The organism is Collimonas fungivorans, assembly GCF_001584145.1.
GTDB classification, from domain to species: domain Bacteria; phylum Pseudomonadota; class Gammaproteobacteria; order Burkholderiales; family Burkholderiaceae_D; genus Collimonas; species Collimonas fungivorans.
In genome coordinates this window covers 1-15,174 of the sequence record NZ_CP013232.1, presented here as the reverse complement: position 1 = coordinate 15,174, position 15,174 = coordinate 1, and the positions used below count along the sequence as shown (strand labels likewise).

General features: G+C 50.0%; 14 protein-coding genes. 9 read left to right on the top strand and 5 right to left on the bottom strand.

Annotated elements, in window-relative coordinates:
• Positions 1-4 precede the first annotated feature (4 nt).
• The 3 genes from CFter6_RS25345 (at position 5) to CFter6_RS25340 (ending at position 1,546) form a co-directional block, all read left to right on the top strand.
• A complete protein-coding gene (locus CFter6_RS25345) occupies positions 5-361 on the top strand; it encodes a hypothetical protein (RefSeq protein ID WP_150118559.1) in 357 nt (118 codons plus the stop codon).
• Positions 362-603: 242 nt separating this feature from the next.
• Positions 604-1,251 carry a CPBP family intramembrane glutamic endopeptidase gene (locus CFter6_RS00040; protein WP_082814481.1) on the top strand — a complete coding sequence of 216 codons (648 nt, stop codon included), beginning with the start codon at positions 604-606 and terminating at the stop codon, positions 1,249-1,251.
• A gap of 139 nt (positions 1,252-1,390) precedes the next feature.
• Positions 1,391-1,546, top strand: coding sequence for a type II toxin-antitoxin system YhaV family toxin (locus tag CFter6_RS25340; RefSeq protein WP_150118558.1), 156 nt, complete (start codon positions 1,391-1,393; stop codon positions 1,544-1,546).
• 42 nt (positions 1,547-1,588) lie between these two features.
• Here the strand turns inward: CFter6_RS25340 and CFter6_RS26870 are convergent, their stop codons facing one another.
• Positions 1,589-1,849, bottom strand: a complete 261-nt coding sequence (locus CFter6_RS26870) for a SymE family type I addiction module toxin (protein ID WP_150118557.1) — start codon at positions 1,847-1,849, stop codon at positions 1,589-1,591.
• A gap of 193 nt (positions 1,850-2,042) precedes the next feature.
• Between CFter6_RS26870 and CFter6_RS24675 the strand changes: the two genes are divergently transcribed.
• The 6 genes from CFter6_RS24675 to CFter6_RS24665 all read left to right on the top strand — a co-directional run bounded on the left by CFter6_RS24675 (position 2,043) and on the right by CFter6_RS24665 (position 8,459).
• Positions 2,043-2,255, top strand: a complete 213-nt coding sequence (locus tag CFter6_RS24675) for a helix-turn-helix domain-containing protein (RefSeq protein WP_082814480.1) — start codon at positions 2,043-2,045, stop codon at positions 2,253-2,255.
• Positions 2,256-2,421: 166 nt separating this feature from the next.
• A complete protein-coding gene (locus tag CFter6_RS00035; protein ID WP_082814479.1) occupies positions 2,422-2,853 on the top strand; it encodes an SDR family oxidoreductase in 432 nt (143 codons plus the stop codon).
• A gap of 238 nt (positions 2,854-3,091) precedes the next feature.
• Positions 3,092-4,903 (top strand): HsdM family class I SAM-dependent methyltransferase, encoded by a 1,812-nt coding sequence (locus CFter6_RS24670; protein ID WP_236904469.1) that lies wholly within the window; start codon positions 3,092-3,094, stop codon positions 4,901-4,903.
• Positions 4,904-4,984: 81 nt separating this feature from the next.
• Entirely contained in the window at positions 4,985-7,222 is a 2,238-nt protein-coding gene (locus CFter6_RS00030) for a sensor histidine kinase (RefSeq protein WP_061538193.1), read from the top strand.
• Complete coding sequence (locus CFter6_RS00025; protein WP_150118556.1) at positions 7,219-7,842, top strand: hypothetical protein; 624 nt, start codon at positions 7,219-7,221, stop codon at positions 7,840-7,842. Before CFter6_RS00030 ends, CFter6_RS00025 begins: the two co-directional genes overlap by 4 nt.
• Before the next feature lie 11 nt (positions 7,843-7,853).
• On the top strand, positions 7,854-8,459 hold the full coding sequence (locus CFter6_RS24665) for an HNH endonuclease (RefSeq protein ID WP_167351325.1): 606 nt from the start codon (positions 7,854-7,856) through the stop codon (positions 8,457-8,459).
• Between the two features lie 101 nt (positions 8,460-8,560).
• Here CFter6_RS24665 and CFter6_RS25860 read toward each other — a convergent pair whose 3' ends face one another.
• The 4 genes from CFter6_RS25860 to dnaA form a co-directional block, all read right to left on the bottom strand.
• A complete protein-coding gene (locus tag CFter6_RS25860; protein ID WP_167351324.1) occupies positions 8,561-9,658 on the bottom strand; it encodes an AbiTii domain-containing protein in 1,098 nt (365 codons plus the stop codon).
• Between the two features lie 91 nt (positions 9,659-9,749).
• Positions 9,750-12,230, bottom strand: coding sequence for a DNA topoisomerase (ATP-hydrolyzing) subunit B (gyrB, locus tag CFter6_RS00015; protein ID WP_014003997.1), 2,481 nt, complete (start codon positions 12,228-12,230; stop codon positions 9,750-9,752).
• 112 nt (positions 12,231-12,342) lie between these two features.
• A complete protein-coding gene (gene dnaN, locus CFter6_RS00010) occupies positions 12,343-13,449 on the bottom strand; it encodes a DNA polymerase III subunit beta (RefSeq protein WP_061538191.1) in 1,107 nt (368 codons plus the stop codon).
• A 294-nt stretch (positions 13,450-13,743) separates the two neighbouring features.
• Positions 13,744-15,174, bottom strand: coding sequence for a chromosomal replication initiator protein DnaA (gene dnaA, locus CFter6_RS00005; RefSeq protein ID WP_061538190.1), 1,431 nt, complete (start codon positions 15,172-15,174; stop codon positions 13,744-13,746).

Sequence of the window (15,174 nt, the reverse complement as noted above, 5' to 3'; positions counted from 1 at the left end):
AAAAATGAAAACTTACCTGTTATATGCCCTTTTTTCCTTTGCCATCGCAGGTTGTACCTCAATGGCCCAAGATTCCTATCAGCCGCCTAAATACATATTCGAAGCGTGGGAAAAACAAGGCGCTTCTATTCAGGACGCTAAAGATGCAATGCAGTCATGTGGTTACAAAAATCTAGCATTGGCAAACGACCTAACGAAAGAACAAGCTAGCCAGAGTGAGGCATGCATGTCTCAAAATGGCTTCGTATTAAATTTGAACAGCTATCGGCCAAATAATTGTTACGGGGCGAACTCTCCTTATCTGTGCAATAGGCTCTGGGGTGGCAATAAGCCGACACTTCAACCTGCAAGGACATATTAATGGCTGGCAGCGGCTACAAATCCTGCACATCGATGACGCTGTAACGCAAATGCGTCGCTCGCCTCTACGTTAAATCAAAGACGAGCATCCTCTTTTCAAAATACACCGGGCAAGAACTGATCGACAAACGACGTTTGCCAATGGCGAGATCAGTCGATAGGGCGCACAGGAAGCTTGACCGTAGTTGTCGTGATATACGGACGCCCGGTTTTTCCCCGCACAAAACTAGTTAGGACTCATGAATGCGTTCCACGCTGCGCACGACTACAAGCCCGCTCGAGGCTTTTTCAATTGCGATGATCTGCTTCGGCTTGGCAATTTACTCTTCAATTCAGTCGGTATCCGCAGGTTTCAACAGCGGCGTATTTACAGATGCAAATCTGTATTCCATCATCGTCATGGAACTGATCCTCGGAGTCATTGCGTTTCTGGTCCTGTACATCCGAGGATTCGCAATCTCTACGCTCTATCCGGCGCCGTCCCTCGTCGGGGTTGCGGTTGGGATCGCTACTTATGTGGCGACATTGGTAGCCGTGTGGGTGTTTACCGCACCATTCGTATCTAGCCAAGGAGCTCAGCCTATCGATAGCATGGTGTCGCATGCATCTGTTTCCTTATCGACCGTTGTCCTAGTGGCGTTGATAAACGGCGCGTACGAGGAAATATTTTTACTCGGCTTCCTCCTGCGCGGATTGAGAAGCTATGGTCTTTCAATTGCGATGGGGGTGTCGCTACTAGTGCGAGTGCTTTATCACCTTTATCAAGGACCACTTGGAGCAATCTCAATCTTGGCCTTTGGCCTAGTGCTGAGCCTCAATTACGTCAGAACGGGTTCGTTATTTTCGGCCGTGTTTGCACACATTCTGGCGGACATCATTCCATTCTTATGAATTGTTTGAGCTCTAACTCGAAAGGTCGGGGTCAAGTCTTGCAATAACGCATTCGATGACTGCGCCGACTGCATAATATGTAATTGCAAGACTTGACTCCGAATTCTGCGCACCGAGCCAAGTGATTGTCTGCGCGTGGATGAACAGCGAAAGCATCAAGTACGCCTATGAGAGCAGCGACGATGCCTGCCGAGTCTTCCGCATAACGTTGAAGAGCGGCCATCCTCCGGACGACTGGAATCAGCTACTGGCCGAGGTGCGCGCCCAAAACATCGTCTGCAGGACATCGCGGTAGTGGAGGTACTAGTGCCGCCCTGAATTGAGGGAACGCTTGGCCTTATTCGCTGGTAATCATAAGACAGCCGCTCATAATTCTGACGCGCAACGATGAATGAGGCGCAAAACCGGCTCGTTTGAGTCCCGCACCATGCAGTCGTATCCAGAAGATTTCGGGGTCATCCTCCTGATAAAAGGACACGGTGAGTCGATTCTGAATATTCGTGGCGAATTTGCTGATCGCTTCGGAACAGTCTGAAGCAGATGCCGCGGATTCTGTAGGTCGTGTACGGATGTTTGTCACAAGGAACTCCTTTGCCATTGTCTGAAGTCAGGGCGAACAATCGGCAATTCCGTGGAGACGGCAGGGCTCAAGATAAAATTTTCGCAAAGCAGCCTTGTGAGACCTTGAATTGCTCAGAACCCGCGCCGCCCAAAAGTGCCGATTAGTCTACAACGTAACATGTGACGATTAGTCCGTGTTCGATTAGTCTACAAAATGCGCTAATGCTTATGTGAAAATTTTATCCATACGCTTCGGTGAACGCATAAGAGAATTGAGGAAAGAGCGGGCTCTTTCTCAAGAGGGATTTGCCGACCTGTGTGGTTTTGACCGCACATACATCAGTGGAATTGAGAGAGGGGTGCGCAATCCCTCTCTGTCTGCGATTGAAGCTTTGGCTATCGCATTGAATGTCACAGTGGCTGAGCTTTTTAGCGGACTTTAGCGTTAGTGCTGTTATCGTTCAACAGAGTCATTTCGACCACCTTTTGAACAAAGCGCTACTCGCATACTCACCTAATCCCGTTCCGGGATTAGTGAGAATGTCGGGGTCAGAATGTCGGGGTCAAGTCTTGCAATAACGCATTCGATGATTGCGCCGACTACGTAATATGTCATTGCAAGACTTGACCCCGCATCCCATCAACAGCGCCGGCGTCGATGCCGATCCACCGCCTGTCCAAGGAGCATCGATTGCGCGATGGCAGCGTGCTATGCAGCTCAACGTCAACGGCAGCATTTTGTGTAGCAAGCACGTTGTCGACGCCATGGAAAGGGCGGGTGGCGGAGCGATCGTCAATGTATTGTCGTTGTGCGACATGACAGGCCGCCAGCAAACCTCTGCGGATTTTGCAGCGAAGGCGGCTATGCGCAAGGAGGGCGATTTGACGCAGACCTTAATTGACATAAAACAGAGTCGTCAAACTGAAGATATCGGGTTAAGCAGCAATGTGGCTGCCGCTGTTCTATATCTAGTGTCGAAAACAGGGCGTTTTATTACTGGCAGCGAACTGGTAATTGATGCTGGCTACAGTTGGCGATGACTTACTAGCGCCAGTTTATCGTAGCAAACGCGACCCCATCTGATAGCTGTCCCCCATACCTTCAAAGTTTGGCAGCACAAATGATTGTGCCGAAGCGCTACACTCAGGCTCATTTTCGCCGGTACAATCAGAGATTTATACCTGTGAATCAATTATCAATCATTGTTTCTCCGAAGTTAATGGAAGTTTTTGCATTTGACGGACTCCATCTAGCTTGGGAATGTTCCCTGTGGATTGCATGATGCCTCGTGATGCACTTGTTTCCAAACGTCAGTCTCGAAACCAAGAAAGAGCGGAATTTTATAAGCACGTCCGCAATATTGCTTCCCACGTAATTTCGGACGCTTTAAATTGTGGCACAGTCGCTGAAACGCTAGTTGTTAGTTGGAGTCGAAGAATTTTTGCAGATTTCAGCCCTGGAGAACTCCAAAATGCCCATCAGGTAGCTACCAATATTCACATTCTAAGTTTCTTGGCCTGGCTCGAAACGAAAGAAATGCTCGACTCAGCTTACTGGATTAGCTCAGCATACTCTATTTGGATGGGGAAAAAATATCGTAAATCATACGCAATGTTCTTTACGCCCCCATCTTTGACGAAGAGGATGCTAGACGATCTTGAAACCGCCGGCATATCCTTTGCGGAAAACTCTTTTTTTGACCCTGCGTGTGGAGGCGCGGCCTTCTTAGCTCCCGTAGCTCAACGAATGAAGAACTCGTTGTATGCTCGCGGTAAGACATCTCTTGAAATTCTGAAGCATATTGAGCTAAATCTGTTCGGTACGGATCTTGATCCGATTCTTTGCCGCATATCTCAATTCTTCTTGCGAATGGTCCTCGCAAATGAAATCCTTTCAGAGAACTACGAGCCGATTTTTCATATCTCAAGTGCAAACTCGCTTACCTCTGTCTCTCCAATGTTCGCAAAAATCGACGTTGTGGTATGCAATCCACCGTACCGTAAGCTAACAACGGATGAGATTCATCTGTATCAGAATGAATTTTCGTCTGTTATGCAACACCAACCAAATCTATACGGCCTCTTTATTGCCCTGTGCTTGGAACTGGTAAAAGAATCTGGCATAGTCAGTCTGATAACTCCAATGAGCTACTTATCTGGAAAATCATTTTCGAAACTGCGTCATTTTTTATTGAGTCGATCCCAAATTTTACGAATCGGAGTGGTTAGTGAGCGATCAGGTGTATTTATCGATGTTGAACAAGAAACCGCCTTAACGCTGCTAAAGCGTTCCCTCAAAGGTCAAATTGAGGCTTCAAACGTTGAAATTTCGGTGATACACGAAAATGGGGAAAACCACACAATCGGAAGATCAATCCTACCAGGGGACGGATTAACGTGGCCAATTCCGCGCAGAGCCGAAGATGTAGCAATTCTCGCTGATGCTTTCGCTAGCCCTTTCAGAATAAGGGATTACGGTTATATCGCTCGAGTCGGCTCATTTGTTTGGAATCGCGACAAGCGATCCACTTTTTTTACCCTACAACAGGCTATAAATGCTCTGGCGAAAAAAGCCATTCCTTTGTTATGGTCTAGCGATATAGAACAAGGCGGCACGGTACAGTTTTTAAATTGTACCAAGCATAACGATGAACCTGCCTTTGTTGATATGTCTGACCCAAATCATCGCTCAATTGTGCGAAATCCCGCTGTGTTGCTTCAGCGAGTTACATCAAATGACCAATCGAGACGTTTAGTCACAGCATGCGTTCCAAATGACATTACAGCGCAGTTTGGTGGATTTATCGGGGAAAATCACGTTGTAATCCTTGAAGCGACTTCACCAACTCCAATTGTGTCAACAGAGACGCTCACTCAATTATTTTCTTCAGCATTAATCGATAGAAATTTTCGCTGCATTTCCGGAGCTACGAACGTATCAATATTTGAACTGAATCAACTACCACTACCGTCCCCAATTTATCTAACTCGATTCTTGAAGGAAGGCATGGAAATGGAGACGGCAATCAATACGGCTTTCAGACTTTCATCATCCTTGACCGACGTTGGTAATTTGACTGTTGAACGCTAATATTTACTGCAATCGCAATATGGTTACAGCCGCTGAATCACCCCTTTGATGAATTGTCTTTGGGGAAAATAGGAAATGATAATGACAAGAACATTGTTGAAAAGTCTGCCATTCGACATAGCGGCCCGTTTACCGTTGCAGCTGGGAAGAGAAAGCATTGCTAGCTCTACCGCTGCGATTGGGGAACTCATAAAGAACTCCTATGACGCAAACGCCGAAAATGTTCTAATAACTTTCGTCAAGCGCTCAGCACCTATTCAGATACTTCAGATCGAAGATGATGGCGATGGAATGGACTTAACTACTTTGGAGAACGTTTGGCTTCGCATTGGAACCGAACACAAAGTTGATAATGAGCGCTCCGTCCGCAAACAACGAGTTATGACAGGTGCCAAAGGCTTAGGTCGATTGGGAATCGATCGTTTGTGCAAAAAAATGATTCTTCAAACGAAGACCGCAGAGATGGACCATGTCCTCGAAGTACACATCAATTGGAGTCGTTACAATAGTCGCGATGCAACAATTTCAAGCATAAACCACAAGATCTATAAAATCGATGCTTTGTCGAATAATAAATATAGTAGTTTCTTTAAAAATAAAACGAGTGGTACAAGGCTTATCCTTGTTGGGCTCAAAGAAAAGTGGGACAAACTTCGTCTATCTGAATTGCGTAATGAGTTGTCTATGCTGGTCAGTCCATTCACCGATGTCGCAGATTTCTCAATCGAGTTTACTAGTGGTATTCATCACCTCGATGGAAAACTAAGTTCGGAAAAATATCTTGACGCAGCGGTTTGGGCTATAGATGCTAGCTTGGACAATGAGGGGAAAATTATTGTTAGCTACACTCAACCGCATAAGAAAATCGGCCCGACACCCTTGAGTGTATCTTGGCAAGAATGGCTTCCTGAACGTAATGGGCAACCTGCCTGCGGCCCACTATCTCTGCAGTTCTATTATATTCCCCAACCCAGCTCGTCTGTTTCAACCAGTGTAAAGCGCAAAGATTGGAGTCAGTTTATGGACCTCCATCATGGGGTGCGAGTCTACCGAGATAATTTTCGCGTTCGCCCATATGGTGAACCAACCGGTAGAGGAGATTGGCTTGATCTGGGTTTGCGTAAAGCAAGCAATCCATCTGGCATACGTCAAGGACCATGGAAAGTAGGGCCTAGGCAATTATTGGGGGCTATTTTCATCAGTCGCATTGAGAACAGCGAACTTATCGATCAAGCCAATCGTGAAGGTATGGTTGAATCCGATGCCTTCCGAGACATGCGTGCATTCGTTCTTAAGGTTCTTTCCACATTCGAAATCATTGCTACAAAATACGCTCGTATGGAGGTAGTAATTGATCCCGTCGAATCGACTGCGACGGAACTAAGCGAATCAATTGATAAGAGTCGTGAAGCCGTCGCGAACCTCAGTAAAGCAGTAGCAGATAGCGAATTAGTACAGCACGAAGAGTTTAAAGAGAAGCTCGAAGAAATGGAGCGACTGGTGGCTGCGACACAAGCTGCATCAGAAAAACAAAAAGCTGCTTATGATCAGAAACGCGAAGAACTAGAACGAGAAAAAGATACGTTAGCGAACCTAGCGTCAATAGGAATTCTGACGGTTTGCTTTGGACATGAGGCCAAAGAATTCTGCAATCTGGCAGCGGCAGCGGCGGCGGAATTACGACACGATTTTTTAGATGGAAAATTTATGGTCACACCTGAGATCGAGATCGAGGTATTAAAGGACATTGATACAATAATTAGCAGTACTAAGTTTGTTAAAAATTTTGCGTCCTTTTCCCTAGGTAATGTGCGAACAGAAAAGCGAAGGAAAAGTAAAGTGAGTATTAGCGCGGTTGTCGAGCGTGTCTTCGCTGCCCTCGCCGAATCTCTTGAGCGTCAAAAAATTAAGGTTGATCTATCAGAGGTATCAACTGACCTGGCATTTATAAAAGCTTATGAAATTGATTGGGAGAGCATCTTCGTAAACATGATATCGAATTCGGTATGGGCTATGGCAAAAACAGAACATGATAAGAGAACGATACAGGTCAAAGCGAAAAATCTTTCTTCGGGAATTGAAATTCGCTTTTTAGATAGTGGACAAGGGATCGAGAAGGGCTCTGAAGAACATATTTTTGACCCTATGTATAGCACCAGAAGGGACGATAGAGGAAACACCGTTGGGACGGGTATGGGCTTGTCCATTGTAAGAACGTTTGTCAATGAACACTCCGGCGGAGCGATTAGAGCACTTTCAGACAGTCGAATTGGTGGAGCTGAATTTATTATTACTATACCTGTCGAGCGTGAGCAATGAAACCAATTGTGCTTTATATAGATGAAGAGGAAATGGCATTGCGCACGATGGGAAAACGACTGCAGCGATGCTTTGGAAATGAAATTCAAGTTACCCCAATATCCCCCGATCAAACGATAGAAAAGATGATTCAAAAAATTGAATCCTATCATCCAGTCGTCTCTATAGTCATCGATCAAAAATTATTTGCTGCCGGCACAGCGACATATGTTGGGACTCAGCTTGCCGGCGCAATTCGTCAAACTGATCATAAAATTCCCATTTATATTTTGACAAATTTTGTTGATGATGTAGACGGTGCTTTGGGAGACATCGAATATGTTCTCGCTAAGGATGACTTAAGTGAAGATAATCGATTGCATGCAATTGCGGCCCGATTGCGGCGGCACATAAATGTATTCCAAGATATTCTCGTCGAACGCGAAGTTAGGTTTGAAGAGCTATTGCGAAAAGGATATAAAGACACGTTAACTGCCGCTGAAAGTGAGGAATTTCAACAACTAAGTTTTCAGCGTGAGCGAAAAATCGCATTTTCCGAATTACTTGATAGTACTGAACTCGGACGAAAATTGGATACAGCACAAGCAGCGCTCGCTAAGATTTCGAATTCATTGAAATGACAGGCGACCATATGTATTTTCCTAAAATTGCTCGTAGAACAGCCTATAAAACTAAGAAAAATGGAGAACGGTACGCAACTTATTCCGCCTATTACGAAGAAATAGCTGAGGATTGTCAGCATCGTTGCGTATATTGCGACGTGTTGGTTGTCGAAGTAGGCGGGGAGAGCATGAATCTTGATCATTTCCGGCCGAAGAATCATTTTCCTGAGCTCGAGAATGATCCCTGCAACTTAGTGCTCGCGTGCCCCAAATGTAATCAACTCAAATCTGACTGGTGGCCTGAAAAAGATGGGACAGCCCAAGACGGGCTAAACGGTTTCGTTGACCCATTCAATGAACATCTACTTGATTATTTTCGTATTGATGAGGGGGGAAATTTAGAATCATTGCGGAAACCATCACAATATATGATCGATCTTATGGCACTAAATCGCCCTACTCGTCGCCATATTCGTCGAGCTCGCTCGCTAAGGGCAGCAGCATTTGCACTATTTGACCAAATTAACGCAGAGATCTCTACATTAAGCACTCGGCCTTCCGATGAGGTTCTAGTCCGATTACCGATTTTGAGCGATGCTCTTGTCAGCATTCGACAAATGCTGGCTGAAGCCTAAGAAATATCGCTACAGCTTTCTATCCACCCGATTTCTCATAATTTTGAGTAACACCGCACACTATACTTAAGTCAATTTAGCTCAAATAGACATTCATTGTTTTATTGCATAGCTGAGTTTATGTCCACCGTTAGTTTTTCAGAGACAGCTGTTTTTCTGCCCCCCTGATCAGTATCGGTGCGCAATTGCAAAAGATCTCCAACCGCCATATAGGTATAAACCACATATCTATCAGCTTCTTCGCGACTTGCAATAGTTGCATGAGATCCTTTTTGTGCAGCCTGAAAAAGGGCATCAAGGCGATCACCCAGAAACGACATTTGAGAGCCAACTATTGCCTGGGTTCTTCCCGAAGTCGAGTTATCCTCAACAAAACAAATCAATCTATTAATATAATTGTCCGGACCTAACTTAATTTCACGATTTTTCCCACCAACGTCTATATTTCGGGGTTGGTCTGTAGCAGGAAAAACGACATCAGCCAGGTCTTGAAGCACGCGTCGACAGCCGTGTACTGCGTTCGACCAATCTTCAGGATTCTCTGACTGAAGATTTTCGTAAATAGCGGTGAATTTTTGTACAGTTGAGGGAAGAAGATCGCCTACCGACTTATCGACAAGCTCACGAATACGTGAAAATGCATCGCTAGCAATTGTAGAAAATTTAAGCTCAAGATTTCGTTGAACGACGTAACTGTGTAGGAATGCGCGTCGAGTACCCAAGCGCTTAACTGCTCTTTGCAGCTCTGTATGAAGTTTTCCTCGCTCTACCGCATTACCTTTAACAGCACTAACAAACTGATGTGGGTTCGCCGATGATATTGACACACTCGCGTCTCGAGCAGCGTCGAGACCTAGCTTAGTCCCTTCCACTTTTGCTTCAAGCTGTTCAATTGACTCCATCACACCAAAGGATTTGATCTCCCCTTCGCTGTTCTTATCCTGGAATATCCGACCTGCGGACTCCAGATATGTCCAAATTTCAGGACTTACACCTTCTGGCGTTGATGGATAGCCACCTGCCTCGTACTCAAAAATCTTCTGAAACTCAAACTCATTTAGGAGCCGCGCCAAGCGCGACGCTTTTAACACCGCATTCGTCAAAGGAATCTCGGAAAGCTCAATATTCCGTAGGAGTTCCTCAGAAAGGATCAAAGCTTCTCTACGCGCCACCGCATTTGGTTTAATCGCATCGGACATGGTCAAGTACCTAGTTTATCTTAGACGATTGCGCCATATTCTTACTAACGCGAAGGCACAAAAATGGTTTGCTGACACTGCAGCTTACAAATCAAACATCAATATTCCCCGCCTGCAGCGCATTCAACTCAATAAACGCCCTACGCGGCTCAACATCATCCCCCATCAGCGTCATGAAGATCTGATCTGCAGCAATAGCATCCTCAATCTGCACCTTCAACAAGCGGCGCACAGTCGGATCCATCGTGGTTTCCCACAGCTGCGATGGATTCATCTCGCCCAGACCTTTATAGCGCTGCTTGCTGACGCCGCGTTCGGCTTCGTCGCGCAGCCAGGCCATGGCTTGGTGGAAATCGATGATGGCTGACTCTTTGACTTTTTCGCCGGCGCCGCGGCGGATCAGGGCGCCTGGGCCGATCAGGCCTTTGAAGGTTTCTGCGGCGTTGACCAGCACGGTGTAGTCCGGGCTGGCGACGAAATCGCTGTCGATGGCGCTGACCTTGATGTTGCCGTGGTAGCGGCGCTGGATGCGCAGGGCGTGCTTGTCGGAGAGTTCGTCGGATTTGACGACGACTTGTACCGATGGCTCGTTGATCGACGCTTGCAGGGCCTGGGCCGAGGCTTCGGCGTCGGCCAGGGTGTCCAGCTTCAGCGTGACGCCGGTCATGATGGAGGTGAGGGCGGCGCCGTCTACCGCGCGGGTCAGGCGCGTGATGATGGAGTTGGCCATGTTGTACTGGCGCACCAGCTCGGCCAGGGCCGGGCCGCTGATCGGCAGCGCGCCTTCGCTTGGCACCAGGGCGGCGTCGTTGAGGGCGACCTGCATCATGTAGGAGACTTCTTCGGCGTCGTCCTTGAGGTAGCGCTCGTCCTTGCCGTGCTTGACCTTGTACAGCGGCGGCTGGGCGATGTAGATGTGGCCGCGCTCTACCAGTTGCGGCATCTGGCGGTAGAACAGGGTCAGCAGCAGGGTGCGGATGTGGGCGCCGTCGACGTCCGCATCGGTCATGATGATGATGCGGTGGTAGCGCAGCTTGTCGGCGTTGAACTCGTCGGCGCCGATGCTGGTGCCGAGGGTGGCGATCAGGGTGGTGATCTGTTCCGACGACAGCATCTTTTCAAAACGGGCTTTTTCGACGTTGAGCACTTTACCGCGCAACGGCAGGATGGCCTGGAATTTGCGGTCGCGGCCCTGCTTGGCGGAACCGCCCGCGGAGTCACCCTCGACGATGTAGAGTTCGCACAGCGCCGGGTCTTTTTCCTGGCAATCGGCCAGTTTGGATGAGAGGCCGAGGCCGTCCATCACGCCTTTGCGGCGCGTCAGTTCGCGCGCCTTGCGGGCGGCGTCGCGGGCGCGGGCGGCTTCGACGATCTTGCCGCAGATGATCTTGGCGTCGTTCGGGCGTTCTTGCAGGTAGTCGTTGAGCGTCTTGGCGACGATTTCTTCTACCGGCAGGCGCACTTCGCTGGAGACCAGCTTGTCTTTGGTTTGCGAGCTGAATTTCGGCTCTGGCACTTTCACGGACAGCACGCAGGTGAGGCCTTCGCGCATGTCGTCGCCGCTGGTTTCTACCTTGGCTTTCTTGGCGAAGTCATGTTCTTCGATGTACTTGTTCAAGATGCGGGTCATCGCCGCGCGCAGGCCGGTGAGGTGGGTGCCGCCGTCGCGTTGCGGGATGTTGTTGGTGAAGCAGAGTACTTGTTCGTTGTAGGCGTCGTTCCATTGCATGGAGACGTCGACGCTGACGCCGTCTTTTTCGCCGGTGGCCTGGAAAATCGTCGGGTGCAGGACGGTCTTGGCTTTGTTGATGTATTCGACGAAGCCGCGGGTGCCGCCTTCGAAGGCGAAGTTTTCTTCCTTGCCGGTGCGCTGGTCGGTCAGCTTGATGTGCACGCCGTTGTTGAGGAAGGACAGTTCGCGGATGCGCTTGGCCAGGATTTCGTAGTGGAATTCGACGTGGGTGAAGATTTCTTCGTCGGCCCAGAAGTGGACTTCGGTGCCGCGCTTGTCGGTGTCGCCGATGACCTTGATCGGCGAGACCAGCATACCGTCGATGGTTTCGGTTTCGCGGTTTTGCGGGACGCCGCGCACGAATTCCATGTAATGCACTTTGCCGTCGCGGCGGATGGTCAGCTTGAGCAGCTTGGACAGGCCGTTAACGCAAGACACACCCACACCGTGCAGGCCGCCGGATACCTTGTACGAGTTCTGGTCGAACTTGCCGCCGGCGTGCAGCTCGGTCATGACGATTTCGGCGGCGCTGCGTTTCGGGTCGTGCTTGTCGTCGAACTTGATGCCGGTCGGCACGCCGCGGCCGTTGTCGGTGATCGAGATCGAGTTGTCGGCGTGGATGGTGACGTGGATTTCGGTGCAGTGGCCGGCCAGCGATTCGTCGATGGAGTTGTCCAGCACTTCGAACACCAGGTGATGCAGGCCGGTGCCGTCAGAGGTGTCGCCGATGTACATCCCGGGGCGTTTGCGTACCGCTTCCAGGCCTTCGAGAATTTGGATCGAGGACGCTCCGTATGCATTGGGTTGCGGCTGATTGGTGTTGTCTGGGGCTGATGACATGGCTACCTTCTGAAAAGCTTACTTCGGAACTGCTTATATTGGGGCTGAGTGCTATTTTTACAAGTAAACAGGGCGGAACAGCTCGATGCTTTCCGCCCTGTTTTTATGCAGACTAGATCCGCATCGGCATGACGACGTATTTGAAGTCAGCGTTTTCCGGCACGGTGATCAGTGCCGAGGAATTGGCGTCGCCGAGGGCGATGTTGACGTTGTCGCCCTTGAGGTTGTTGAGGACGTCGAGCAGGTAAGTCACGTTGAAGCCGATGTCGACGCTATCGCCGCCGTAATCGATTTCCAGTTCTTCGATCGCTTCTTCCTGGTCGGCGTTGGTGGAGCTGATCTTGAGGCTGCCTGGGGTGACTACCCAGCGCACGCCCTTGAACTTGTCGCTGGTCATGATGGCGGCGCGTTGCAGTGAGCGCAGCAGCTGGTCGCGGCTGATGGTGAAATCGTTCTTGTAGCCCTTCGGCACCACGCGGGTGTAGTCAGGGAACTTGCCTTCGACCAGCTTGGAGATCAGTTCGATATCGGCGAACGACAGCTTGACCTGATTGTTGGCGATTTCGAGCTGGACCGGTTCGTCGGTTTCTTCCAGCAGGCGCTGCAGTTCGATGATGGTCTTGCGCGGGATGATGACTTCCTGGCGCGCGAACTCTTGTTCGGTGGCGACCTGGCAAAACGCCAGGCGGTGGCCATCGGTGGCGACCGCGATGACGTTCTTGCCGTCGAGGACCAGCAGCAAGCCGTTCAGGTAGTAACGGATATCCTGTTGCGCCATCGAGAAGTGCACCATGTTGAACAGGTGCTTGAGCGTCTTTTGCGGCAGGGTGACGGTGGCGTTGTAATGGTCTGCCTGGGCTACCGTCGGGAATTCTTCGGCGGCCAGGGTTTGCAGCGCAAAACGCGATTTGCCGGACTGCACGGTCATGCGTTTGTTGCTCAGGGTCAGCGAGACTTCGCCGGTGTCTGGCAGGGCGCGCAGGATGTCCAGCAGCTTGCGTGCCGCAACGGTGGTGGCTGCGGTTTCGCCGCCGCTGCCGACGTTGGCGTTGGTGGTGATTTGCACTTCGATGTCGGTCGACAGGAAAGAGACCTTTTCGCCTTCTTTGCGAATGAGGATATTGGCCAGAATCGGCAATGTGTGCCGACGCTCGACAATACCGCTCACGATCTGCAGTGGCCGGAGAAGGGTATCTCGGTTGGTTTTGACCAATTGCATAGCTATATCCTTGTTATTTAAAAATCAAATATTGCTGCTTGCTGAAGTACGGGTTTGAATGCTTGGTAAGCAGTCTGTAAATGTAACTTAAATCGACCCTCTACGGACCCATCCGGCCCGGAAATCTGCGCCGTTTCCCGGCTTTTTTGCGATTGTTAGTTAATAAACCAACAAGCTGCTGCGTTTCACACAATCGACAAAAAAACCACAGTCGCCGCCCAGTTTTCAGCTTGCCCTATACAAACTTATCCACAGGGCCGCAGGCAACGTGCACAATCGCCCGGCATATCGACATCAGCCCTTCAGGGTCTGTTCCAGCACGTGCAATTCGTGGTTGCATTCCGGATTCTTGGTGCGGTCGCCGGCGATCTTGCGGACTGCGTGCAACACCGTGGTGTGGTCGCGGCCGCCGAACAGTTCGCCGATTTCCGGCAGGCTTTTCTGGGTCAGTTCCTTGGCAAGGTACATCGCAATCTGGCGCGGACGGGCGATATTGGCCGGGCGCTTTTTCGAGTACATATCGGCAACTTTGATGTTGAAAAAGTCAGCCACGGTCTTCTGGATGTTCTCGACGGAGATCTGGCGGTTCTGTACCGACAGCAGGTCCTTCAATGCATCTTTGACCACATCGATGCTGATGTCTTTGCCATGAAAACGAGAGTAAGCAAGAATCTTGCGCAGTGCGCCTTCCAGTTCGCGGACGTTGGAACGCAGATGTTTGGCAACAAAAAACGCGACGTCGTCGGAGAAGGTGACGCCTTCGGATGCCGCTTTTTTAAGCAGGATCGCCACCCGCATTTCCAGTTCCGGCGGCTCGATGGCCACCGTAAGGCCCGAGTCGAAACGCGAAATCAGGCGGTCATCCATGCCGGTGATTTCTTTCGGATAGGTGTCGCTGGTGATGATGATTTGTTTCTTTGCTGCAATCAACGCTTCGAAGGCGTAGAAGAATTCTTCCTGGGTGCGGCTCTTGCCGCCGAAGAACTGGATATCGTCGATCAGCAGCAAATCAAGCGAATGGTAATAGCGTTTGAAGTCGTCGAAACCCTTGCGTTGGTAAGCAGTCACTACGTCGCGAACGTACTGTTCTGCGTGGATGTAGCGGATCTTCGAGTTCGGATTGTCGGCCAGCAGCTGGTTGCCGATGGCGTGGATCAGGTGGGTTTTGCCGAGGCCGACACCGCCGTACAGGAACAGCGGGTTGTAAGAAACGCCGGGGTTATTGGCGACCTGGATCGCTGCCGCGCGCGCCAGCTGGTTGGCTTTACCGGTGACAAAACTGTCGAAACTCAGGGCGGTATTGATGCGCGACTGGTCGCGCCGGGCGCTGGCGGTGCTGTTCTCGGTCTGCACTTCCGGCAGGCGGTCGAAGTTGCTGTTGCCATAACTGCCGCCGCTGGCTGCTGACGACTGCGCGCCGGCCTGCTCGTTACTATTATTAATAGCAACCGGCATGCTGGAGCTGGCAGGGGCCGGCGCCGACTTGCGCGGATCGAGCACGAACACCACCTCGATCGGCGCCTCCCAATATTGGTGCGCCAGGGTCGTGATGCGGCTGGCGAACTGCGTTTTTACCCAATCCAGCTTAAAGCGATTCGGCGCAGCGATGCGCAATCGTCCATCCTCGTAATCGAGTGGCGCCAGCGGTTTTATCCACGCGCTAAATTGTTGAGGCGTCAATTCCTGCTCCAACTGGGTAGAGCAGCTCTGCCAGAAATTTTCCAT

Excerpts from the sequence above, each read along its gene's own strand:
- CFter6_RS25345 (WP_150118559.1), top strand. The coding sequence starts at position 5 with ATGAAAACTTACCTGTTATATGCCCTTTTTTCCTTTGCCATCGCAGGT.
- CFter6_RS00040 (WP_082814481.1), top strand. The coding sequence starts at position 604 with ATGCGTTCCACGCTGCGCACGACTACAAGCCCGCTCGAGGCTTTTTCA.
- CFter6_RS25340 (WP_150118558.1), top strand. The coding sequence starts at position 1,391 with ATGAACAGCGAAAGCATCAAGTACGCCTATGAGAGCAGCGACGATGCC.
- CFter6_RS26870 (WP_150118557.1), bottom strand. The coding sequence starts at position 1,849 with ATGGCAAAGGAGTTCCTTGTGACAAACATCCGTACACGACCTACAGAA.
- CFter6_RS00035 (WP_082814479.1), top strand. The coding sequence starts at position 2,422 with ATGTCATTGCAAGACTTGACCCCGCATCCCATCAACAGCGCCGGCGTC.
- CFter6_RS24670 (WP_236904469.1), top strand. The coding sequence starts at position 3,092 with ATGATGCCTCGTGATGCACTTGTTTCCAAACGTCAGTCTCGAAACCAA.
- CFter6_RS00030 (WP_061538193.1), top strand. The coding sequence starts at position 4,985 with ATGACAAGAACATTGTTGAAAAGTCTGCCATTCGACATAGCGGCCCGT.
- CFter6_RS00025 (WP_150118556.1), top strand. The coding sequence starts at position 7,219 with ATGAAACCAATTGTGCTTTATATAGATGAAGAGGAAATGGCATTGCGC.
- CFter6_RS24665 (WP_167351325.1), top strand. The coding sequence starts at position 7,854 with ATGTATTTTCCTAAAATTGCTCGTAGAACAGCCTATAAAACTAAGAAA.
- CFter6_RS25860 (WP_167351324.1), bottom strand. The coding sequence starts at position 9,658 with ATGTCCGATGCGATTAAACCAAATGCGGTGGCGCGTAGAGAAGCTTTG.
- gyrB (WP_014003997.1), bottom strand. The coding sequence starts at position 12,230 with ATGTCATCAGCCCCAGACAACACCAATCAGCCGCAACCCAATGCATAC.
- dnaN (WP_061538191.1), bottom strand. The coding sequence starts at position 13,449 with ATGCAATTGGTCAAAACCAACCGAGATACCCTTCTCCGGCCACTGCAG.
- dnaA (WP_061538190.1), bottom strand. The coding sequence starts at position 15,174 with ATGGAAAATTTCTGGCAGAGCTGCTCTACCCAGTTGGAGCAGGAATTG.